The sequence below is a fragment of the Microbacterium sp. ZW3a genome (assembly GCF_057167165.1).
Genome location: NZ_CM169903.1, coordinates 1,336,247 through 1,355,950 on the forward strand (window position 1 = coordinate 1,336,247; position 19,704 = coordinate 1,355,950).

Annotated in this window: 23 protein-coding genes; 9 read left to right on the plus strand and 14 right to left on the minus strand. The window is 70.0% G+C overall.

Going from position 1 to position 19,704, the window contains the following annotated elements:
• The first annotated feature begins 23 nt into the window (after positions 1 to 23).
• The 3 genes from sufC to ACU6WY_RS06245 all read left to right on the plus strand — a co-directional run bounded on the left by sufC (position 24) and on the right by ACU6WY_RS06245 (position 2,428).
• Entirely contained in the window at positions 24 to 794 is a 771-nt protein-coding gene (gene sufC / locus ACU6WY_RS06235; protein WP_483821584.1) for a Fe-S cluster assembly ATPase SufC, read from the plus strand.
• Positions 795 to 803: 9 nt separating this feature from the next.
• Positions 804 to 1,133, plus strand: a complete 330-nt coding sequence (locus ACU6WY_RS06240; RefSeq protein ID WP_013586729.1) for a metal-sulfur cluster assembly factor — start codon at positions 804 to 806, stop codon at positions 1,131 to 1,133.
• A gap of 131 nt (positions 1,134 to 1,264) precedes the next feature.
• The gene (locus ACU6WY_RS06245; RefSeq protein WP_483821585.1) at positions 1,265 to 2,428 is read left to right on the plus strand and encodes a MalY/PatB family protein; all 1,164 of its coding nucleotides are present in this window, start codon (positions 1,265 to 1,267) and stop codon (positions 2,426 to 2,428) included.
• A 122-nt stretch (positions 2,429 to 2,550) separates the two neighbouring features.
• On the opposite strand, the gene ACU6WY_RS06250 is transcribed toward ACU6WY_RS06245, so the two are convergent.
• Genes ACU6WY_RS06250 through ACU6WY_RS06270 form a run of 5 tightly spaced genes read right to left on the minus strand, consistent with a single transcriptional unit; the run spans position 2,551 to position 7,428 of the window.
• The gene (locus tag ACU6WY_RS06250; RefSeq protein WP_483821586.1) at positions 2,551 to 3,459 is read right to left on the minus strand and encodes a siderophore-interacting protein; all 909 of its coding nucleotides are present in this window, start codon (positions 3,457 to 3,459) and stop codon (positions 2,551 to 2,553) included.
• Entirely contained in the window at positions 3,443 to 4,297 is an 855-nt protein-coding gene (locus ACU6WY_RS06255; protein ID WP_483821587.1) for an ABC transporter ATP-binding protein, read from the minus strand. The genes ACU6WY_RS06250 and ACU6WY_RS06255 overlap by 17 nt, the downstream gene beginning before the upstream one ends.
• Positions 4,294 to 5,343 (minus strand): FecCD family ABC transporter permease, encoded by a 1,050-nt coding sequence (locus tag ACU6WY_RS06260; protein ID WP_483821588.1) that lies wholly within the window; start codon positions 5,341 to 5,343, stop codon positions 4,294 to 4,296. Before ACU6WY_RS06260 ends, ACU6WY_RS06255 begins: the two co-directional genes overlap by 4 nt.
• Positions 5,340 to 6,383 (minus strand): FecCD family ABC transporter permease, encoded by a 1,044-nt coding sequence (locus tag ACU6WY_RS06265; protein ID WP_483821589.1) that lies wholly within the window; start codon positions 6,381 to 6,383, stop codon positions 5,340 to 5,342. Before ACU6WY_RS06265 ends, ACU6WY_RS06260 begins: the two co-directional genes overlap by 4 nt.
• A gap of 22 nt (positions 6,384 to 6,405) precedes the next feature.
• The gene (locus ACU6WY_RS06270) at positions 6,406 to 7,428 is read right to left on the minus strand and encodes an iron-siderophore ABC transporter substrate-binding protein (RefSeq protein WP_483821590.1); all 1,023 of its coding nucleotides are present in this window, start codon (positions 7,426 to 7,428) and stop codon (positions 6,406 to 6,408) included.
• Between the two features lie 235 nt (positions 7,429 to 7,663).
• On the opposite strand from ACU6WY_RS06270, the gene ACU6WY_RS06275 reads away from it, so the two are divergent.
• Complete coding sequence (locus ACU6WY_RS06275) at positions 7,664 to 9,262, plus strand: ABC-F family ATP-binding cassette domain-containing protein (RefSeq protein WP_483821591.1); 1,599 nt, start codon at positions 7,664 to 7,666, stop codon at positions 9,260 to 9,262.
• A 42-nt stretch (positions 9,263 to 9,304) separates the two neighbouring features.
• Here ACU6WY_RS06275 and ACU6WY_RS06280 read toward each other — a convergent pair whose 3' ends face one another.
• From ACU6WY_RS06280 to ACU6WY_RS06295, 4 genes are read right to left on the minus strand one after another with little or no spacing between them, the layout of a single operon-like run.
• Entirely contained in the window at positions 9,305 to 10,144 is an 840-nt protein-coding gene (locus ACU6WY_RS06280; protein WP_483821864.1) for an SURF1 family cytochrome oxidase biogenesis protein, read from the minus strand.
• A 35-nt stretch (positions 10,145 to 10,179) separates the two neighbouring features.
• Entirely contained in the window at positions 10,180 to 10,386 is a 207-nt protein-coding gene (locus ACU6WY_RS06285; protein ID WP_483821592.1) for a hypothetical protein, read from the minus strand.
• Positions 10,383 to 10,751, minus strand: coding sequence for a DUF3099 domain-containing protein (locus tag ACU6WY_RS06290; RefSeq protein WP_483821593.1), 369 nt, complete (start codon positions 10,749 to 10,751; stop codon positions 10,383 to 10,385). The genes ACU6WY_RS06285 and ACU6WY_RS06290 overlap by 4 nt, the downstream gene beginning before the upstream one ends.
• Before the next feature lie 42 nt (positions 10,752 to 10,793).
• Positions 10,794 to 11,297, minus strand: a complete 504-nt coding sequence (locus tag ACU6WY_RS06295) for a DUF4190 domain-containing protein (protein WP_483821594.1) — start codon at positions 11,295 to 11,297, stop codon at positions 10,794 to 10,796.
• A 135-nt stretch (positions 11,298 to 11,432) separates the two neighbouring features.
• Here ACU6WY_RS06295 and fabG point away from each other — a divergent pair, with 135 nt between their 5' ends.
• Entirely contained in the window at positions 11,433 to 12,143 is a 711-nt protein-coding gene (gene fabG, locus ACU6WY_RS06300; protein WP_483821595.1) for a 3-oxoacyl-ACP reductase FabG, read from the plus strand.
• 15 nt (positions 12,144 to 12,158) lie between these two features.
• On the opposite strand, the gene ACU6WY_RS06305 is transcribed toward fabG, so the two are convergent.
• Both ACU6WY_RS06305 and serB read right to left on the minus strand, forming a co-directional pair.
• On the minus strand, positions 12,159 to 12,830 hold the full coding sequence (locus ACU6WY_RS06305) for an alpha/beta fold hydrolase (protein ID WP_483821596.1): 672 nt from the start codon (positions 12,828 to 12,830) through the stop codon (positions 12,159 to 12,161).
• A 211-nt stretch (positions 12,831 to 13,041) separates the two neighbouring features.
• On the minus strand, positions 13,042 to 13,683 hold the full coding sequence (gene serB / locus ACU6WY_RS06310) for a phosphoserine phosphatase SerB (protein WP_483821597.1): 642 nt from the start codon (positions 13,681 to 13,683) through the stop codon (positions 13,042 to 13,044).
• A gap of 99 nt (positions 13,684 to 13,782) precedes the next feature.
• Here serB and ACU6WY_RS06315 point away from each other — a divergent pair, with 99 nt between their 5' ends.
• Positions 13,783 to 14,256 (plus strand): S-ribosylhomocysteine lyase, encoded by a 474-nt coding sequence (locus tag ACU6WY_RS06315; RefSeq protein ID WP_483821598.1) that lies wholly within the window; start codon positions 13,783 to 13,785, stop codon positions 14,254 to 14,256.
• 57 nt (positions 14,257 to 14,313) lie between these two features.
• On the opposite strand, the gene glgC is transcribed toward ACU6WY_RS06315, so the two are convergent.
• Positions 14,314 to 15,558, minus strand: a complete 1,245-nt coding sequence (gene glgC / locus ACU6WY_RS06320; RefSeq protein ID WP_483821599.1) for a glucose-1-phosphate adenylyltransferase — start codon at positions 15,556 to 15,558, stop codon at positions 14,314 to 14,316.
• Positions 15,559 to 15,634: 76 nt separating this feature from the next.
• Here glgC and glgA point away from each other — a divergent pair, with 76 nt between their 5' ends.
• From glgA to ACU6WY_RS06335, 3 genes are all read left to right on the plus strand, one after another.
• Positions 15,635 to 16,831, plus strand: a complete 1,197-nt coding sequence (gene glgA, locus ACU6WY_RS06325) for a glycogen synthase (RefSeq protein ID WP_483821600.1) — start codon at positions 15,635 to 15,637, stop codon at positions 16,829 to 16,831.
• Positions 16,832 to 16,870: 39 nt separating this feature from the next.
• The gene (locus ACU6WY_RS06330; RefSeq protein WP_483821601.1) at positions 16,871 to 17,656 is read left to right on the plus strand and encodes an ABC transporter ATP-binding protein; all 786 of its coding nucleotides are present in this window, start codon (positions 16,871 to 16,873) and stop codon (positions 17,654 to 17,656) included.
• 108 nt (positions 17,657 to 17,764) lie between these two features.
• Positions 17,765 to 18,016, plus strand: a complete 252-nt coding sequence (locus tag ACU6WY_RS06335; RefSeq protein WP_483821602.1) for a type B 50S ribosomal protein L31 — start codon at positions 17,765 to 17,767, stop codon at positions 18,014 to 18,016.
• An 80-nt stretch (positions 18,017 to 18,096) separates the two neighbouring features.
• On the opposite strand, the gene ACU6WY_RS06340 is transcribed toward ACU6WY_RS06335, so the two are convergent.
• The gene (locus ACU6WY_RS06340) at positions 18,097 to 18,696 is read right to left on the minus strand and encodes a GNAT family N-acetyltransferase (protein WP_483821603.1); all 600 of its coding nucleotides are present in this window, start codon (positions 18,694 to 18,696) and stop codon (positions 18,097 to 18,099) included.
• 49 nt (positions 18,697 to 18,745) lie between these two features.
• Positions 18,746 to 19,693 (minus strand): IS481 family transposase, encoded by a 948-nt coding sequence (locus ACU6WY_RS06345; RefSeq protein WP_483819342.1) that lies wholly within the window; start codon positions 19,691 to 19,693, stop codon positions 18,746 to 18,748.
• Positions 19,694 to 19,704: the final 11 nt, after the last annotated feature.

Genomic DNA, 19,704 nt, shown 5'->3' on the forward strand with positions numbered 1-19,704 from the left:
CGAACTACCGAGTAAGGAACACCATGTCTGTCCTCGAGATCCGCGACCTCCACGTGACGGTCGAGACGGATGCCGGCACGACCCCGATCCTCAACGGCGTGACGCTGACGCTGCGCACCGGCGAGACCCACGCCATCATGGGCCCCAACGGCTCCGGCAAGTCGACCCTGGCGTACACGATCGCCGGTCACCCCAAGTACACCGTCACGAGCGGCTCCATCACCCTCGACGGCGAAGACGTGCTCGAGATGAGCGTCGACGAGCGCGCCCGCGCGGGCCTCTTCCTGGCGATGCAGTACCCGGTCGAGATCCCGGGCGTCACGGTCACCAACTTCCTGCGGACCGCCAAGACGGCGATCGACGGCGAGCCGCCGGCGATTCGCACCTGGACCAAAGACGTGAAGTCGGCCATGGGCAACCTCCGCATGGACTCCGCCTTCGCGCAGCGCAACGTCAACGAGGGCTTCTCGGGCGGCGAGAAGAAGCGCCACGAGATCCTCCAGCTCGAGCTGCTGCAGCCGAAGATCGCCGTGCTCGACGAGACCGATTCGGGCCTCGACGTCGACGCGCTCAAGATCGTGTCCGAGGGCGTGAACCGCGCGAAAGAGCAGACCGACCTCGGCGTGCTCCTCATCACGCACTACACCCGCATCCTGCGCTACATCCGCCCCGACTTCGTGCACGTCGTCGTCAAGGGTCGGATCGTCGAGGAGGGTGGCCCCGAGCTCGCCGACCGTCTCGAGGAAGAGGGCTACGACCGCTTCCTCGACGCCGGTACCCCGGTAGACGCGTAGGATCGTTACATGACCGCAACCCTCGCTCCCGAGAAGTACGACGAGGTCACCGAGGCCCTGAAAGACGTCATGGACCCCGAACTGGGGATCAACGTCGTCGATCTCGGCCTCATCTACGACCTCGCGTGGGACGACGAGAACGACGCGCTCGTCATCCACATGACGCTGACGTCCGCGGGCTGCCCGCTGACCGACGTGCTCGAGGAGCAGACCGCCCAAGCCCTCGACAACGTCGTAGATCGCTTCCGCATCAACTGGGTGTGGATGCCGCCGTGGGGTCCCGAGCGGATCACCGACGACGGCCGCGACATGATGCGCGCCCTCGGCTTCGCGATCTGACCAGAATCGACACACCACGACGTCCCCGGTACACGCCGGGGACGTCGTCGTTTCGGCGTGCGGTGCGCCCGCGATGACGCGGTGTGTCTCGTCCCGCGAGCGCGGAGGCCGCAGCGGGTAATCTCGGGGCCATGAGCGTCGCCCCCCTGCGTGCCCTTCCGCTGGAGAGTCTGCGCGAGCGGTCCAGTTCCAAGTGGCAGACCTATCCCGCCGACATTCTGCCGCTGTTCGTCGCCGAAACCGACTTCCCTCTCGCTCCCGCGATCACGAGAGAGCTGACGGCCCTCGTCGAGCGCGGCGACACGGGGTACACCCCGCCCGACCCGGGCCTCGCCCGCGCGTACGCCGCCTTCGCCGAGCGCCGGTTCGGCTGGACGGTCGACCCCGCGCGCATCCGCAACACCTGCGACGTCATGATGGGCGTCGTCGAGATCCTCCGCGCCGTGCTGTCGCCCGGCGACCGGGTGGTCGTGACGCCGCCGGTGTACCCGCCGTTCTATGACTGCGTTCCCGAGGCCGGGGGTGTCGTGGAGCGCGTGCCGCTGCGCGACACGGGGGAGGGGTGGGAGCTCGACCTCGACGGGATCGCTGCAGCGCTGGCATCCGGAGCTCGCGCGGTGCTGCTGTGCAACCCGCACAACCCGACGGGTACCGCGCACTCGCGCGCCGCGCTCGCCCGCCTGGCCGAGATCGCCGAGGAGTACGGCGCGGTCGTCGTCAGCGATGAGATCCACGCTCCGCTCATCCACACCGGGGCGGTCTTCACCCCGTTCCTGGCGGCGTCCGAGGCCGCCGCGCGCGTGGGGTTCGCGCTTGTGAGTGCGAGCAAGGCCTTCAACCTGGCCGGGCTGAAGTGCGCGCTCATGGTCACCGCCGCGGAAGAGCGCACCGCCGTCGTCTCGGGGCTGCCGGCCGAGGTCGAGTGGCGCACGGGGCTGTTCGGCGCACGCGCGGCGGTCGCGGCCTTCGCGCCCGAGAGCGACGCGTGGCTCGACTCTCTGCGGGCCGCGCTCGACGAGAACCGGCACCTCCTGGCCGATCTACTCGCCGAGCACCTCCCGCTCGCGCGCTACCGCATCCCCGACGCCGGGTTCCTCGCGTGGGTGGACGTCTCCGCGTACGGGTGGGGCGACAACCCCGCGCCGTTCCTCCGCCGCGAGGCGAAGGTCGCCCTGCACCACGGGCCGCTGTTCGGCGCCGAGGGTGTGGGACACGTCCGCATCAACGTCGGCTGCGCGCCCGAGGTGCTGAGCGAGGCGATCGAGCGGATCGGCGCGCTGGTTCCGCGCGCCTGACGGCGCGCTGTGGCCGTGGCGTGGGGTGCCTGGTCAGCGCTGTGCGGATCCGCGCTGTGCGGATCCGCGCGCTCGTGCCGTGCGCTTGACGTCTCGCTGCAGCCGTGGCATCCGGTGCTCCCTCAGCACTCCGCGCGGCCGGTGCGCCAGTACCCCATGAAGGCCACGGCGCGGCGGTCGACGCCGCGCTCGGTGACGAGGTGACGGCGGAGGGCCTTGATCGCCGATGCCTCCCCGGCCAGCCAGGCGTACAGCGGCGCCTTCTTCAGCGCCGCGCCGCCCTTGGCCGTGCGCGGGACCTCCCACAGCAGGCCCTCGTCGATGTCGACCTCCTCGACCTCGTCGCCGTGGCCCTCGGGGGTCAGGGCGAACGCGGCCTCGCGGGTGGCCGACACCAGGTGGCCGTGCCGGGTGCCGGCGGTGCGCGCGGCGAGGTGGTAGGCGAATCCGGGATGCCGGGGGAGGTAGGCACAGTCCTCGGGGGTGGGTACCTCGAGCACGACGGTCCCGGTGGCCTCGGACGGCAGCTGCTCGAGGATGACGGCGATCGCCGGGGCGGCGGTCTCGTCTCCCGCGAGGAGGAAGTCGCCGGTCTGGGCGGGCGGGACGAAGTCGACGCCGAAGCTCACGTCGGTCAGTGCCACGGTGGGCGCGAAGATCAGCACCTCGTCGCCGGGACGTGCGTTCTCGATCCAGGCCGAGGCCGGTCCGAGTACCTCGTGGGCGACCATGTCGATGTCGACCTCGCGCTCGGCTCGGCGCACAGCGCGGGTCGTGTACGTGCGAAACGGCGGGCGGCAATCGTCGGGGAGCTCGCGCCACTGCGTCCACCAGTCGCCGCCGACGGGCATGGCATCCAGCCCGATGGTGTCGGTGGGGAAGACGATCTTGACGCGCTGGTCGAAGCCGGGGTCGCCGTACTCGTGCAGGTCGTCGCCCACGAAGGTGAAGCGACGGAAGCTCGGCGTGAGGTCGGCGATGCGGGCGACGCGAACGCGGAAGAACCGCGAGGTCTCAAGGCTGGAGGGCATCGTGGGTCTCTCGGGTGTCGACGGCGGGCTGGAGGCGGGCGGTGACGTGGTGACGGCCGCGGGGGAGCACCAGGGGGGTACCCGACACCGGGTCGGGAACCACGAGGGCGTCGAGTCCGAACACGTCGGCGATGAGCTCGGAGGTCATCACGGTGGTCGGGTCGCCCGCGGCGACGATCCGCCCGTCGCGGAGCGCGACGAGGTGGTCGGCGTAGCGGGCGGCCATGTTCATGTCGTGCAGCACCATGACCGTCGTCGTGCCGCGCTCGCGATTGAGGTCGGTGAGCAGGTCGAGCACCTCGACCTGGTGCGCGACGTCGAGGAACGTCGTCGGCTCGTCGAGCAGCAGGATGTCGGTCTCTTGCGCGAGCGCCATCGCGATCCAGACACGCTGACGCTGACCGCCCGAGAGCTCGTCGATCGAGCGGTCGGCCAGGTCGCTGATGCCGGTGGCGGCGAGGGCCTCGGCGACGACCTCGTAGTCGCGCGCGCTCCAGCGTGCGAGAGCGCGCTGGTGGGGGTGGCGGCCGCGGCCGACGAGATCGGCGACGACGATGCCCTCGGGCGCGATCGGGCTCTGCGGGAGCAGCCCGAGGATGCGCGCGATCTCTTTCGACGGCCGCTCATGGAGGGCTTTGCCGTCGAGCACGACGCGCCCGGCTTTCGGGGGCAGCAGGCGCGCGAGCGCCCGCAGCAGCGTCGACTTGCCGCAGCCGTTGGCGCCCACGATCGCGGTGATGCGGCCGGCGGGGAGCACCAGATCGAGGTCGTCAACGATCGTGCGGTCGGCGTACGCGAGAGTCAGGCTCTCGGCAGAGAGGGTGCGGTTCGCGGTCATAGCGAGCCTCCGGAGCGGTTCGTCCTGATGAGCAGGTAGATGAGGTAGGGCGCGCCGAGCACGCCGGTGATGACGCCGACCGGGTAGCGGTTGTCGAAGGCGAACTGCCCGAGGAGGTCGGAGGCCATCACCAGCAGCGCGCCGACGAGGCCCGCGGGAAGCAGCAGCGAGCCACCGGGTCCGATCAGGCGGGCGGCGATGGGGCCGGCCATGAATGCCACGAAGGCGATCGGGCCGGATGCCGCCGTGGCGACGGCCAGCAGCACGACGGCGCCGACCATGAGCAGGAGTCGCGTGCGTTCGACGTGCACGCCGAGTCCCGCCGCGGAGTCGTCACCGAGGCGCAGCACGGCGAGGCCGCGGGTGTTGGCGACCATGAGCGGAACCACTACGGCGATCGCGACGGCGAGGGGGAGCACGCGGCCCCACGCGGCGTTGTTGAGGCTACCGGTGAGCCACTGCATCGCCGTCTGGAGGTCCCAGTTGGCCGCGCGCGTCAGCATCCAGGTGGTGACGCTGTCGAGCATCGCGGCCACACCGATGCCGATGAGCACGAGGCGCGTTCCCGTGAAGGCGCCCTCGCGCGAGAGGAAATAGATCGCTCCGGCGGTGGCGAGGGCACCGACGAGGGCGAACACCGAGACGAGGGTGTCGGACAGCGAGAAGCCGATGATGGCGATCACGGCGGCCGCGCTCGCCCCTGAGGAGATGCCGATGATGTCGGGGGAGGCCAGCGGATTGCGCAGCAGGGTTTGGAACGTGACACCGGCCATGCCGAAGGCGAGGCCGGCGAGCAGGCCCAGCGTCGCGCGAGGCAGGCGCAGCTCACCGATGGTGAAGGAGGCGCCGGGAACGGTCTGGCCGAGGAGCACGCGGACGACCTGATCGGGCGTGTAGAAGGTGTTGCCGACCATGAGGGTCGTCACGAACAGCGCCGCGGCGGCGAGGGCGAGCACGAGAGTCACGCTCGTCCGGCGACGCGCGCGCGAGCGCCGCCCCCGCACGAGGGCGGCGACATCGGAGGCGGGGGCCACGACCGTGCTCACAGTTCCCGCACTTTCTGCCGACGCACGATCCAGATGAAGAACGGTGCACCGATGAGGGCGGTCAGGATGCCGACCTCGACCTCGGTGGGACGCGCGATGATGCGTCCCACGACGTCGGCGCCGACGAGGAGGATCGCGCCCCCGAGCGCCGAGAACGGGACGAGCCAGCGGTGGTCGGTGCCCACCAGGAGGCGACACACGTGGGGGATCACGAGGCCCACGAACGCGATGGGTCCGGCGACCGCGGTGGCCGCGCCGACGAGGACCACGGCACCCGCCGATGCGACGATGCGCGTGCGGCCGGTGTGCTCGCCGAGCCCCGTCGCAACGTCGTCGCCGAGGGCGAGGGAGTTCATTCCGCGTGCGCACATCACGCAGACGAGCGCGCCGGCGGCGAGGACGGGCAGCACGATCTCGATCCGGTCCCAGGTCGCGCCTCCGATGCCGCCGATCTGCCAGAACCGGTACACCTCGAGCAGGTCGACGCGGGGGAGCAGGATCGCACTGGACAGGGAGGCGAACGCGGCGGTGGTCGCGGCGCCCGCCAGGGCGAGCTTCAGCGGGGTCGCCCCGCCGCGGCCGAGAGAACCGACGGCGTAGACGAACACCGCTCCCGCCGCGGCCCCCACGATCGCGAAGCCCAGGTAGCCGAGCGCGCCCGACAGCCCGAAGAAGGCGATGCCGGTCACCACCGCGAGTGACGCCCCCGCGGAGACCCCGAGGATGCCGGGATCGGCGAGGGGATTGCGGGTGACGGCCTGCATCGTCAGCCCCGCCATTGCCAGGGCGGCACCGACGAGGAGTCCGAGAACCGTGCGCGGGAGACGGGTGAGGACGGCGGCCTCCCCCACGCCGGAGCCGCCGGTGAACGCCGAGATGATCTCGGTGAGCGAGACATCGCGGGTGCCGATGGCGACGGATGCCGCCGACACCACGACCACGCCCACCCCGAGCGCCAGCATCCACGCGAGCCGCCGCCCTGCCGGACGCCGCAGGGATGCGGTGTCCGGCAGGGCGGCGACGGTGGTGGGGGAGGTCACGAGGGGCGTGGTGCGGAGGAGGTCAGCCGACGGCCGAGGTCAGGACGTCGAGGTAGGCCGACAGGCCCCAGCTCACCGAGAGCGGGGAGGGGTTCGCCGAGGCGGCGAGCGGGGTGCCGTCCTCGAGCACCGCGATGCGACCGGCGGCGATCGCGGGAATGGTGGACAGCAGCGGGTCGGCCTGCAGCTGCGCGACGAGCGAGCCGTCGGTGGCGCCGTACGTGATCCACAGCCCCACGTCGCTGAACGCGTCGGCGTTCTCGGCGCTGATCTCGGTGTAGAACGCGTCGGTGTCGGCGGTGGCGGTCGTCACCTGCTCGGGCTCGGGCATGCCGAACGCGTGCAGGTACCCGGGGCGGGGGTCGTGCGCGGTGTAGTACGTGATCGTGCTCAGGTCGGTCGGGTCGGTGAACGCGAAGACCGGCTTGACGGTGGCGAGGGCCGGGTGGGCGTCGAAGGCCTCCTGCGACTCGGTCTTAATCTCTTCGATGAGGGCCTGGCCCTCGCTCTCGAGCCCGAGGGCCTTCGAGTTCATCTCGATCATCTGGTCCATCGTCGTGCCCCACGGTGCGTCGGGGTAGGCGACAACCGGTGCGATCTTCGACAGGGTGTCGTAGTCCTCCTGTGTCAGACCCGAGTAGGCGGCCAGGATGACGTCGGGCTGCGTGTCAGCGACGGCCTCGAAGTCGATGCCGTCGGTCTCGTCGAACAGGACCGGCGTTTCGGCGCCGAGCTCGGTCAGCTTCTCTTCGACCCAGGGCAGCACGCCGTCGCCATCGTCGTCGCCCCACGTGGCCTTGGCCATTCCGACCGGAACGACACCGAGTGCGAGGGGGACCTCCTGGTTCGACCACGCGACGGTCGCCACGCGCTCGGGCTTCTTCTCGATGACGGCCTGGCCCAAGGCGCTGTCGACCGTCACGGGGAAGACGCCGTCGGAGCCGGGCGCCGCGTCGCCGCCGGGGGCGGCCGAGGTGCCGGCGCAGCCGGTGAGGACGAGGGCGGAACCGACGGCGAGTGCCGCCAGCGCGCGGAATCGGGACACGAAGAGCCTCCTGCGTGTTAGGTAAGGATAGGCTTAGTTTAGGTCAGGGATCGGGTGGGAGTGCAAACCCGGGGGTCGAGAACGCCGGAGATCCTCTCGACGTCGAGGCACCGGCATCCGGCTCTCCGACTCCCCACACGACGGGACTGTCGGTCGGCGTTCGGGAAGCCGACTTATACTGGGTGGCTGGCCATCACTCGGCCACCCCTCTTCCCCGACTGAACGGACGTTCGCTGTGCTCGCCGTGCACGACCTCGAGATCCGCGTGGGTGCCCGCGTGCTCATGTCCGACGTGGCGTTCCGCGTCTCCGACGGCGACAAGATCGGCCTCGTCGGGCGCAACGGCGCCGGCAAGACCACGCTCACGAAGGTGCTCGCCGGCGATCTTCTGCCCGCCAACGGCGGCGTCGACCGCAGCGGCGAGTTGGGCTACCTGCCGCAGGACCCGCGCTCGGGCGACCCCGAGATGCTCGCGCGCACGCGCATTCTCGACGCCCGCGGACTCGGCTCCCTCGCCCTCGGCATGCACGAAGCCTCGATGGCGATGGGCGACGCCGACCCTGCCGTCGCCGCGAAGGCGATGAAGCGCTACGGCTCGCTCACCGAGCGATTCGAAGCCCAGGGTGGCTACGCGGCCGAGGCCGAGGCGGCATCCATCGCCCACAACCTGTCGCTCCCCGACCGCATCCTCGACCAGCCGCTGAAGACCCTCTCGGGTGGTCAGCGCCGGCGCATCGAGCTCGCGCGCATCCTCTTCTCGGACGCGCAGACCATGATCCTCGACGAGCCCACGAACCACCTCGACGCCGACAGCGTCGTGTGGCTGCGCGAGTTCCTCAAGGGCTACAAGGGCGGGCTCATCGTGATCTCGCACGACGTCGAACTCGTGGGCGAGACGGTCAACCGCGTGTTCTACCTCGACGCGAACCGTCAGGTCATCGACGTCTACAACATGAACTGGAAGAACTACCTGCGCCAGCGGGTGGCCGACGAAGAGCGCCGCAAGAAGGAGCGCGCCAACGTCGAGAAGAAGGCCACCGCGCTGCAGCTGCAGGCCGCGCGCTTCGGAGCGAAGGCCTCGAAGGCGGCGGCCGCGCACCAGATGGTCGCGCGCGCCGAGAAGATGCTGTCGGGCCTCGACGACGTTCGTCAGGACGAGCGGGTCGCGAAGCTGCGGTTCCCCAAGCCCGCCCCCTGCGGCAAGACCCCCCTCATGGCCTCGGGGCTGTCGAAGTCGTACGGATCGCTCGAGATCTTCACCGACGTCGACCTGGCGATCGACCGCGGGTCGCGCGTGGTGATCCTGGGCCTCAACGGTGCGGGCAAGACGACGCTGCTGCGCATTCTCGCCGGTGTCGACCAGCCCGACACGGGCCAGCTCGAGCCCGGACACGGCCTCAAGATCGGCTACTACGCCCAGGAGCACGAGAACCTCGACGTCAACCGTTCGGTGCTCGACAACATGATGTCGGCCGCCCCCGACATCACCGCGACCGAGGCACGCAAGGTGCTCGGATCATTCCTCTTCGTCGGCGACGACGTGCTCAAGCCCGCCGGTGTGCTCTCCGGTGGCGAGAAGACGCGTCTGTCGCTGGCGACCCTCGTGGTCTCGTCGGCGAACATGCTGCTGCTCGACGAGCCGACGAACAACCTCGACCCCGCCTCGCGCGAAGAGATCCTCGGCGCGCTCGCGCACTACGAGGGCGCTGTCGTGCTCGTCTCGCACGATGAGGGTGCCGTCGAGGCGCTCAACCCCGAGCGGGTGCTCATCCTCCCCGACGGGGTCGAAGACATCTGGGGTCGCGACTACGCCGACCTGATCACGCTCGCGTAAGCTCCGGCATCCGGATGCCACGCCCTCGCGTGGCCGATCCTGTCACCGTGCGTCGAGCAGGGCGTCTTCGTCGTCGGCGTCGCGGTCGCGCGGACGCTTTCGGGTGCGGTGTGCGGCCAGGGGGTCGAGCTTTTCGCGTGTGGGCTCGGGCGGCTGTTCGCCGCGCTCCCGCGCCTCTTCGATCTCTTCACGGCGAATCCGACGCTCGTTGACGATGACGTACACGAGGAACGCGAAGCCCATGACGGCGAAGAGGATCCACTGGATCGCGTACGACAGGTGCGGGCCCGGGTCGTTACTCGGCGGGTCGATCGGCAGCGGCGCCGCGGCGGGCGCGGGGTCTTCCGACACCAGCAGGCCATACGCGCCCTGTTCGACGGGCCCGGTCTGCTCGGACACGAGGCCGAGATTGATCGTGGGAACCTGACCGTCCTCGGCGGTGCGCCCCGACGCGGGCACGGGTTCGCTCGGGCGCAGGCGCACGACCACCTCGACCGTCCCTGTCGGCGGGGCGGGAATGGCATCCGGTGCGGGCTGCCGCTCGCCGGGCGGGAGCCAGCCGCGATCGACCAGCAGCACACGACCGTCGGCGTCGCGGAACGGCACGAGCACCTCATAGGCCGCGGAGCCGCCGTGCGCACGGTTGCGCACCAGCAGCTCCTCGTCGGCGAGGTACTGGCCGCTGAGCCGTACCGGCCGCCACTCGTCGCCCGGGGCGAGGTCGGCGTCGGGAGCGAGGAGGTCACCGAGCGCGACCGGGTCAGCGCCGTAGTTCTCGTCGACCAGACGCAGCTGTTCCGAGCGTTCCGCGTTACGTGAGAACTGCCAGTTGGAGAGGGCTCCGCACGCGATGGCGAAGAGGATCGCCACGCCCACGTACATCGCCCACCGTGCAACGGCGGGCAGGGGCCGGGAGCTCACGCGGCATCCCCCTCGAGAGCGGCGACCTCGACCGGGAAGTCGCGAGCGGCGAGGAACTCTCGGAGGTACGACACGTGCGCCGTGCACGCGACCCAGGTCTTCCGACGATCGGCGGAGTGGATGCGCGGGTTGCGCCACCGGATGGCCCACTCGGCGGGGGCGCGGCATCCGGCGCGCGAGCACGAGACAGCCTCGTCGGTCACGACCGGTCGTCGCGCGGAGGGTCGAGGCGCGGGGTCTCGGAGATGCGGATCACGGTCGGCGCGTCGGCCGCGGGCGCGGGAGCTGTGGGCGCCGCGGCCTCGAGCGTGCGCTCGGGATTCACCGCACCAGTCACCGCGCCATCCTGTCCGACATTGGCCACGATCACCGCGAGGTACGGGAGGAAGATGGCGCCCGCCGCGAAGACGAAGGTGTACCAGCCGTACGGGGTTACCACGGCCATCGCCACGAAGCACGCGATGCGGATGCCCATCATCACCATGTACTTGGCGAAGCGGGATCCGGCGTCGTCTCGCGGGGCCTGCGGGAGCGACGTCGCTGACTGGGCGTTGGGCGATGTCTTCACGGTCCCCCCAGGGTACGCCCGTCGGGAACGGGCGAGCCCCGGTTAGGCGCCGTATCGAGAAGAAGTGTTCACCGCGATCGCGAAAGCGATGGAGAGGATGATGATGAGCACGACGGCGATGGCAATGCTCACCCAGCCGACGATGGTTCCGGCCAGCGCCAGGCCACGACCCTTCTCGCCCGTCCGCTTGATCTGGGCGAGGGAGATGTGACCGGTGACGACACCGGCGATCGGGCCGATCAGGGGCAGGATCATGAGGAATCCGGCGACGGATGCCACGAGCGAGATGATCGCGAGCACGTTCGTGCGCACCTCCGCGCCGTAGCCGGGGGTGGGGCCGCCGTACGCCGGCGCACCGTAGGCGGGTGCCGCGGGCGTGCCGTAGGCGGGTGGTGCCGCGGGCGTGCCGTAGGCCGGCGGTGCCGAGGGTGCGCCGTAGGCGGGTGCCGCGGGCGTGCCGTAGGCGGGCGCGGACGGCGCGTCATATGCCGGCGCCGCGGGCACGTCGTCTCCGCGGCGAGGGGCGGGGTTCTGGTCGTCGCTCACGGGCGTCCCTTTCGTCGGCAGGTGTGCTCAGCGTTTCAGCGTGCCGCAGCCCGTGTCAAACGCCGAGGCGGTGGGGGAGTGGTGCCTCGTCGGTAGGCTGGGCCGGTTCCGTCTTTCGCACCGCAGGAGTCTCACATGTCCCAGGACCGTGTCGTCGTCGTCACCGGAGGAAACCGCGGCATCGGGCGCGCCATCGCCGAGCGCTTCGTCGCCGAGGGCTGGAAGGTGGCCGTCACGGCACGCTCCGGCGAAGGGCCGGAGGGAACGCTCACCGTGCGCGCCGACGTCACCGACGCCGCGGCCGTCGACGCGGCGTTCACGCGGGTGGAGGCCGAGCTCGGCCCGATCGCCGTGGTCGTGGCTAACGCCGGCATCACCAAGGACACGCTGCTCCTGCGCATGAGCGAAGACGACTTCGACAGCGTCGTCTCGACCAACCTCGGCGGCGCGTTCCGCGTGGTCAAGCGCGCGTCGAAGGGAATGCTCAAGGCACGCTGGGGCCGCGTCATTCTCATCTCCAGCGTCGTGGGGCTCTACGGCTCGGCGGGACAGATCAACTACGCCGCGTCCAAGAGCGCGCTCGTCGGCTTCGCCCGCTCCCTGACGCGGGAGCTCGGCGGCCGTGGCATCACCGCGAACGTCGTGGCTCCCGGGTTCATCGAGACCGACATGACCGCGGAACTGCCCGCCGACACCCAGGCCGAGTACAAGAAGAACATCCCCGCCGGTCGTTTCGCCTCCGCCGATGAGGTCGCCGGTGTCGTGACGTGGCTCGCCGGCGACGACGCCGCCTACATCTCGGGCGCCGTCATCCCCGTCGATGGCGGACTCGGCATGGGGCACTGACCGCGGCCCCCACCGTCAGCGCACGGAGCGCCGGAGGTGTTCGCCGAACGCCGCGGGCTGTGAGAACTGCGGCCAGTGGCCCGAGTTCAGGTGCACCACTTCGGTTTCGCGGATACGCTCGAACTCCTCGGCCCACTCGCCCCACTCGGCGAGCACCGCGGGGAGGCTCTCGGTATCGAGACGTCCGGACAGGATCGTCACGGGGATGCCGTAACGCCGCGCGTCGGCGAGTGTGAGGCGGTCGGTGGGCACCTGCGCCGGCACGGCGACGGTGTCGGACGCGGTGCGCTCGCGCGTCGCCTCGTCGAGGTCGGCTACGTCGGGCTCGTCGAAGAACTCCCACCCGGGGAAGGGTACGACACCGTCGACGACGGGGAACGTGGAGATCATCCCGCCCGGCGGGGTCGGCATCGTGTCGACGAACACGACGCGCGCCACGCGCTCGGGACGTCGGTCGGCCGCACCCCACACGACGTTGCCGCCGCCGGAATGCCCCCCCAACACGACGGGGGAGTCGAGGGCATCGATCTGCCGCACCACCGCATCGACCCAGTCATCGATACGCGCGCCCGGGTCGTCGGGCAGCGTGAGGGGGTGCGGGCGGTGACCCGCCGCGACAAGCGTGGGCAGCACGGCATCCCACGACGATGCCGTGAGCCAGAGGCCGGGAACCAGGATGACGTCCATGGCGACACGATAGGCCGGGCCTCCGACATCGGCCACCGCCGCCGCGGACGGGTGCGGGACCGCGCGCCTCAGAGCCGCGACGACAACAGGGCTTGCGCCCGAAACAGGCCGATTCTGCGGATAGCGGCCTGTTCCGCCGCATCGCCTGTTCTCGTGACAGAGACACGGATGCCGTGCCTCGGCCCTGTCGACGCGGCCGCCCCCGCGACTGTCAGCGCGGCAGGAGGGCGATGACCTCGGCCAGGTCGACGCGGCCGATCACCACGTCGGCCTGCGCGCGCACGGCGGGCTTGGCGTTGAACGCGATCCCGAGGCCGGCGGCCTCCATCATGCGCAGGTCGTTCGCGCCGTCGCCGATCGCGAACGTCAGGGTCAGCGGCACGCCGTGGGCGGCCGCCCACTCGCGCAGGGTGTCGGCTTTCGCCGTGGCATCCACGATCGGTCCGTCGACCGCGCCGGTGAGGACGCCGTCGGCGACGACGAGGCGATTGGCGCGCCACACGTCGACGCCGAGGTCGGGGGCCACGGTGTCGAGCACCTCGTGGAATCCGCCCGAGACGACACCGACCTGCCCGCCGCGCGCGTGCACCGCGTCGATGAGTTCGCGTACGCCCGGCGTCGGTTCGATTCGCGCGATGGCTCTTTCGAAGGCGGCGACGGGAACCCCAGCGAGCGCCTCGACGCGCGAGCGCAGGCTCGTGGCGAAGTCGACCTCGCCCCGCATGGCCGCTTCGGTGGCGGCGGCGACCTCGGCCCCGCGGCCGGCCTCGTCGGCGAGGAGTTCGATCACTTCGTTGCGGATCAGGGTGGAGTCGGCATCGAGCACGACGAGGAAACGAGCAGGCGCGGGCACGGCCTCGACCCTAGCGCGTCACGCGGGGACGCACGCGGCGCTCGCCCGCCCGCTCGCGCGTAGGCTCGAAAGCCCGTGCCGCGTGTCGAAAGGAACCCCATGGCCGACGTCGAGAGCTTCACGCTCGACCACACCGCCGTCCTCGCCCCGTACATCCGCCTGATCGGCACCGAGTCGGGCCCGCGCGGCGACGTCATCTCCAACTTCGACGTGCGCCTCGTGCAGCCCAACGAGGGCGAGATCCCCACCGCCGGCATCCACACGATCGAGCACCTGCTCGCGAGCCTGCTGCGCGACCGCATCGACGGGGTCATCGACATCTCTCCGTTCGGCTGCCGCACCGGCTTCCACCTCATCATGTGGGGCGAGCCCGACCTCGGCGACGTCGTGGTGGCGGTCACCGAGTCGCTCCGCGCCATCGCCGAAGACGTGGAGTGGGACGACGTGCCCGGCACCGACGCCTTCAGCTGCGGCAACTACCGCGACCACAGCCTGCACACCGCGCGCGAGTGGTCGAAGGCCGTGCTCGCTCAAGGGATCAGTCGCGACGCCTTCGCGCGCGTCGGGGTCTGATTCCGGATGCCGAAAGGGCGGTGACCATCGCGGTCACCGCCCTTTCTGGCATTCGGGTCAGGCGTCGACGCGCACGTCTTTCCCGACGACCGTGATGCCGGTCTCGGTCACCGTGAAGCCGCGTGCGATGTCGCGGTCGCGGTCGACGCCGATGGTGGCGCCCGGGGCGAGGGTCACGTTCTTGTCGAGGATCGCGCGGTGGATGCGCGCGCCCGCGCCCACCTGCACGCCGTCGAAGAGCACGGAGTCCGTGATCGTGGACCCGCCGCCCGCGAGAGCCCAGGGGCCCACGACGCTGCGTTCGAGATGCGTTCCCGACAGCACCGAGCCGAGCGACACGATCGAGTCGATCGCGTTGCCGATGCGGCCGACAGAGTCGCGCACGAACTTCGCCGGCGGTGCGTTGAAGGTCTGCGAGTAGATCGGCCAGTCGGTGTTGTAGAGGTTGAAGATCGGCAGGGTCGAGATCAGGTCCATGTGGGCGTCGTAGAACGATTCGATCGTGCCCACGTCGCGCCAGTACGAGCGGTCGCGCGGCGTCGACCCGGGAACGTCGTTGCGCTGGAAGTCGTAGACGGCCGCCTCGCCGCGGTTGACGAAGTAGGGCACGATGTCGCCGCCCATGTCGTGAGCGGAGGTCGGCAGCTCGCCGTCGTGCGTGACGGCCTCGACGAGGGCGTCGGTGTCGAAAATGTAGTTGCCCATGGAGGCGAGCACCTCGTGCGGCGCGTCGGCCAACCCCGTCGGGTTCTGGGGCTTCTCGAGGAAGGCGCGGATCTTCGTCGGGTCGTCGGGGTCGGTGTCGATCACGCCGAACTGGTTCGCGAGCGAGATCGGCTGACGGATGCCGGCGACCGTGGCTCGCGCGTCGGAGGCGATGTGCGCCTCGAGCATCTGCGCGAAGTCCATGCGGTAGACGTGATCGGCGCCGATGACGACGACGATGTCGGGCTTCTCGTCGCGGATGAGGTTCATGCTCTGCAGGATCGCGTCAGCCGATCCCGAGAACCACCGCTTGCCGAGCCGCTGCTGAGCGGGAACGGATGCCACGTACGCACCGAGCATGGGAGACATGCGCCACGTCTGCGAGATGTGGCGGTCGAGGCTGTGCGACTTGTACTGCGTCAGGACGACGAGCTGGCGCAGACCCGAGTTGATGAGGTTCGAGATGGCGAAGTCGATCAGGCGGTACTGGCCGCCGAAGGGAACGGCCGGTTTCGCGCGGTCGGCCGTCAGGGGCATGAGTCGTTTTCCCTCGCCGCCGGCGAGGATGATTCCGAAGACCTTCGGCGCTGCAGGCATGGCACCACACTAAAGGTCGGATGCGGATGCGGGAACACGTGCGCGGCGCGCCTTTGCCTGTACTACGGTTCGTTCCATGCGCGTCGATGTCGTCACCAAGGAGTACCCGCCGGAGATCTACGGGGGGGCCGGGGTTCACGCGACGGAGCTCGTGCGCGCGCTGCGCGCGGAGGGCACCGAGGTCCAGGTGCGGGCCTTCGGAGCGTCGCGTGACGAGGTGGACACCACCTCGTACGCGGTTCCCGTAGAGCTCGCCTCCGCCAACGGCGCGATCCAGACTCTCGGCACCGATCTCGAGATCGTCTCCGACGTCGCCGGCGCCGATGTCGTGCACTCGCACACCTGGTACGCGAACTTCGCCGGACATCTCGCGGCGCTCCTGCACGGCATCCCGCACGTCGTGACCGCGCACAGCCTGGAGCCGCTGCGCCCCTGGAAGGCCGAGCAGCTCGGGGGCGGCTACGCCGTGTCGAGTTACATCGAGAAGACCGCCTACGAGGGCGCGGCGGCCGTTGTCGCCGTGAGCGAGGGGATGCGCGCGGACATTTTGCGCAGCTACCCGTCGCTGGATCCGGCCAAGGTGCGCGTCATTTACAACGGCATCGACACCGAGGCGTGGCATCCGGTCGACGATCCCGCCCTGCTGGAGTCGTTCGGGATCGATCCCGAACGGCCGTCGGTCGTCTTCGTCGGGCGCATCACGCGGCAGAAGGGTCTGCCGTACCTGCTGCGCGCGGCCGAGCAGTTGCCGCCCGAGGTGCAGCTCGTGCTGTGCGCCGGCGCCCCTGACACCCCGCAGATCCTCGCCGAGGTGGAAGAGCTCGTGCGCGGGCTCCAGGCCACGCGCGACGGAGTGGTGTGGATCGACCGGCTGCTGCCCCGTCGCGAGCTGTGCGCGATCCTCACGTCGGCCACGACGTTCGTGTGCCCGTCGGTGTACGAGCCTCTCGGCATCGTCAACCTCGAGGCGATGGCGTGCGGTGCCGCGGTGGTGGGTACCGCGACCGGCGGCATCCCCGAGGTCGTCGTCGACGGTGTCACCGGGCGCCTCGTGCCGATCGAGCAGGTGCAGGACGGAACCGGCACGCCCGTCGACCCCGAGCGTTTCGTCGACGACCTCGCTCGCGTCCTCACCGAGGTCGTGACGGATGCCACGCGCGCGGCGCAGTACGGCCAGGCCGGGCGCCAGCGCGCCATCGACGACTTCAGCTGGACGGCGATCGCCCAGACCACCGCGGCGCTGTACGCGGAGGTCGCCGGAGCCGACCGGTAGGTGCCCGTGTTCCTCGCCGACGGCCGTTAGGCTGGGGGCATGCCGCAGGTTCTGGAGTTCTCCGACGTCGTCGTCCGCCGGAACGCCCGGGACATCGTGTCCCACCTCGACTGGTCCGTCTCGGACGATGAACGCTGGGTCGTTCTCGGGCCCAACGGTGCGGGGAAGACCACGGTGCTCCAGCTCGCCGACACTCTTCTGCACCCGACCTCGGGTTCGGTGACGATCCTCGGTGAGCAGCTGGGACGCACCGACGTGTTCGAATTGCGTCCGCGCATCGGATTCGCGTCGTCGGCGATGGCCCGGCGCGTCCCGCCCGAGGAGACCGTGCTCGACGTCGTGCTCACCGCCGCCTATTCGGTCGTGGGTCGCTGGCGCGAGGACTATGACGACATCGACGAGCGTCGCGCGCTGCGCGTGCTGGCCGAGTGGCGTCTCGACCACCTCGCCGACCGGACGTTCGGCACGCTGTCCGACGGTGAGCAGAAGCGTGTGCAGATCGCGCGGTCGGTCATGACCGACCCCGAGCTGCTCCTGCTCGACGAGCCGACCGCGAGCCTCGACCTCGGGGCGCGCGAGGAGTTGCTGTCGCTGCTGTCGGGGTACGCCCAGGCGCCGACGACCCCGGCGATGGTCATGGTGACCCACCACGTCGAGGAGATCCCCGTCGGCTTCACGCACGTCCTGCTCTTGCGCGACGGCGAGATCGTGGCATCCGGCCCGCTCGGCGAGGCGCTCACGGCCGAGAACCTCTCGACGACGTTCGGTGTCGACATCACGCTGACCCAGGATGCCGGCCGCTACGCGGCGCGCGCATCGTCCTGAGTCGTGCTCCCGCCGTTCGCCTGGTAGACTCGTCCTTTGGCGCCTCCGGTGCCGCAGACTTTGACCGTCCTGGCAGAATCCAGGGCACCACTTCTCAAAGGACCTCCCATGAAGACTGACCTCCACCCGGACTACCGCGCCGTCGTGTTCCGCGACCTCGGCTCGGGCGAGACCTTCCTCACCCGTTCGACGGTGAGCAGCGACAAGAAGATTGAGCTCGATGGCGTGGAGTACCCCGTCATCGACGTCGAAATCTCGTCGGCCTCGCACCCCTTCTACACGGGTAAGCAGCGCATCATGGACTCCGCCGGTCGCGTCGAGAAGTTCAACCAGCGCTTCAAGAACTTTGGCGGTCGTTGATCCGCACCGGTTCTTCGAAAACCCCTCGTCTTTCGGGACGGGGGGTTTTCTTGTGTGCGCGTGCGGCAGGGCGTGCGCGGTCAGCGTAGAGGAGTGCGGTTGAGACGCGCGTGGAGCCCGCACTTCACGGCCGGCCATTCGGCGTCGATGATCGAATAGATCACCGTGTCGCGAACGGTGCCGTTGGCGAGAATGCGGTGGTTGCGCAGCACTCCATCCTGCTTCGCACCGAGCCTCTCGATGGCGGCGCGCGACTGCCGGTTGTGCCAGTGGGTGCGGAATTCGACCGCGCCGCACCCCAGCGCATCGAATGCGCGGCTCAGGAGCAGGAGCTTGGATGCGGTGTTGATTCCGGTGCGCTGCGCGTCGACGCCGAGCCACGTCGAACCGATCTCGAGACGTCGATTCGCCGGGTCGATGTTCAGATACGTCGTCATGCCCACGGCGCGGCCGGAGGCGGTGTCGATGACGGCCCAGGGGACGAGCGAGCCGTCCGCGTGAGCGGAGCGACGCTTCTCGATCGCCGCGGACATCGCGTCGGGGGACGGGACGTCGGTGTACCAGGTCTTCCAGAGATCCTTGGCCCGGACGGCGTCGACGAGGTCGTCGTGGTGTGTCTCGCTCAGCGGTTCCAGGCGCACGCGATCATTGCTCAGGACAGGCGCGGCGAAAAACTCCACCTCGCAATCGTAGGAGCCTCAGCCGTGTCGTCGTTCTAGATGTACTCGGTCATGAGGTTGGTGACAGTCGGCTGATCGGAGGTCGGCCGCCGCAGGCGGTGTGTGGTCGATCGTAGTTGTAGTGCTCGAGCCAGGGTGCGAGCGCTTCAGCGCGATGCTGGTTAGAGACGTAGGGGGCGCGGTAGGCCCAGTAGTCCTGCATGGTGCGGTTGAAGCGTTCAGCCTTGCCGTTCTGCCAGGGACAGTGCGGCCTGGTCGTGATGTGTTTCGCGCCGAGTGCGGCCAATTGCCCCTGGAACGTGGCCGAAACCGTGTAGTTCTTGGCGTTGTCGGTCATGACCTCGCGGATCCGGATGCCGTGGCGGGCGTAGAACTCCGCCGCGGCGGGGAGGAACGCCGCGCAGGTGGTGCCCTTCTCATCGGGGAGGATCTGCGCGAACGCGAGTCGGGAGTGGTCGTCGACGGCGACGTGGACGTAGTCGAACCCGAGCTTCACCCGGCGGTCCCTGCCGTGGTTGTGATCGATGAAGTCAGGACCCTGGGAGCGCCAGCCGCCACCGGCGGGGATGCGGCCGAGCTTCTTGACGTCGATGTGGATCAGATCCCCCGGGGTGGCGCGCTCGTAACGGATCTGGGTGCGCCGCGATGCGCGCAACGCGATCCCCGTGACCGGGTCCAGCTCATGCAACGCCGGAAGGCCCGCCCTCGCGATCAACCGGGAGGCTGTGCGCGGGCTGACACCGCAACGGCGGGCGATATCGTCGCGCCCGAGCCGCTCCCGCGAGCGCAGCTCGACAACGGCGGCCGCTGTCGCCACGGGAGTCGCCGTCGGCGACGAGATGGGACGCGAGGACCGATCCGACAGTCCCGCCTCGCCCGCCGCACGGTAGCGGACAAGCCAGCGATGGGCACACTGTCGCGAGACGCCCATCTCCTTCGCGACATGTGAAACAGGTCGGCCGGCGAGGACCCGGCGCACGAGAATCAGACGGCCCATGACAGTGAGCC

Excerpts from the sequence above, each read along its gene's own strand:
- sufC (WP_483821584.1), top strand. The coding sequence starts at position 24 with ATGTCTGTCCTCGAGATCCGCGACCTCCACGTGACGGTCGAGACGGAT.
- ACU6WY_RS06240 (WP_013586729.1), top strand. The coding sequence starts at position 804 with ATGACCGCAACCCTCGCTCCCGAGAAGTACGACGAGGTCACCGAGGCC.
- ACU6WY_RS06245 (WP_483821585.1), top strand. The coding sequence starts at position 1,265 with ATGAGCGTCGCCCCCCTGCGTGCCCTTCCGCTGGAGAGTCTGCGCGAG.
- ACU6WY_RS06250 (WP_483821586.1), bottom strand. The coding sequence starts at position 3,459 with ATGCCCTCCAGCCTTGAGACCTCGCGGTTCTTCCGCGTTCGCGTCGCC.
- ACU6WY_RS06255 (WP_483821587.1), bottom strand. The coding sequence starts at position 4,297 with ATGACCGCGAACCGCACCCTCTCTGCCGAGAGCCTGACTCTCGCGTAC.
- ACU6WY_RS06280 (WP_483821864.1), bottom strand. The coding sequence starts at position 10,144 with ATGTACGTGGGCGTGGCGATCCTCTTCGCCATCGCGTGCGGAGCCCTC.
- fabG (WP_483821595.1), top strand. The coding sequence starts at position 11,433 with ATGTCCCAGGACCGTGTCGTCGTCGTCACCGGAGGAAACCGCGGCATC.
- ACU6WY_RS06305 (WP_483821596.1), bottom strand. The coding sequence starts at position 12,830 with ATGGACGTCATCCTGGTTCCCGGCCTCTGGCTCACGGCATCGTCGTGG.
- ACU6WY_RS06315 (WP_483821598.1), top strand. The coding sequence starts at position 13,783 with ATGGCCGACGTCGAGAGCTTCACGCTCGACCACACCGCCGTCCTCGCC.
- glgC (WP_483821599.1), bottom strand. The coding sequence starts at position 15,558 with ATGCCTGCAGCGCCGAAGGTCTTCGGAATCATCCTCGCCGGCGGCGAG.
- glgA (WP_483821600.1), top strand. The coding sequence starts at position 15,635 with ATGCGCGTCGATGTCGTCACCAAGGAGTACCCGCCGGAGATCTACGGG.
- ACU6WY_RS06330 (WP_483821601.1), top strand. The coding sequence starts at position 16,871 with ATGCCGCAGGTTCTGGAGTTCTCCGACGTCGTCGTCCGCCGGAACGCC.
- ACU6WY_RS06335 (WP_483821602.1), top strand. The coding sequence starts at position 17,765 with ATGAAGACTGACCTCCACCCGGACTACCGCGCCGTCGTGTTCCGCGAC.
- ACU6WY_RS06345 (WP_483819342.1), bottom strand. The coding sequence starts at position 19,693 with ATGGGCCGTCTGATTCTCGTGCGCCGGGTCCTCGCCGGCCGACCTGTT.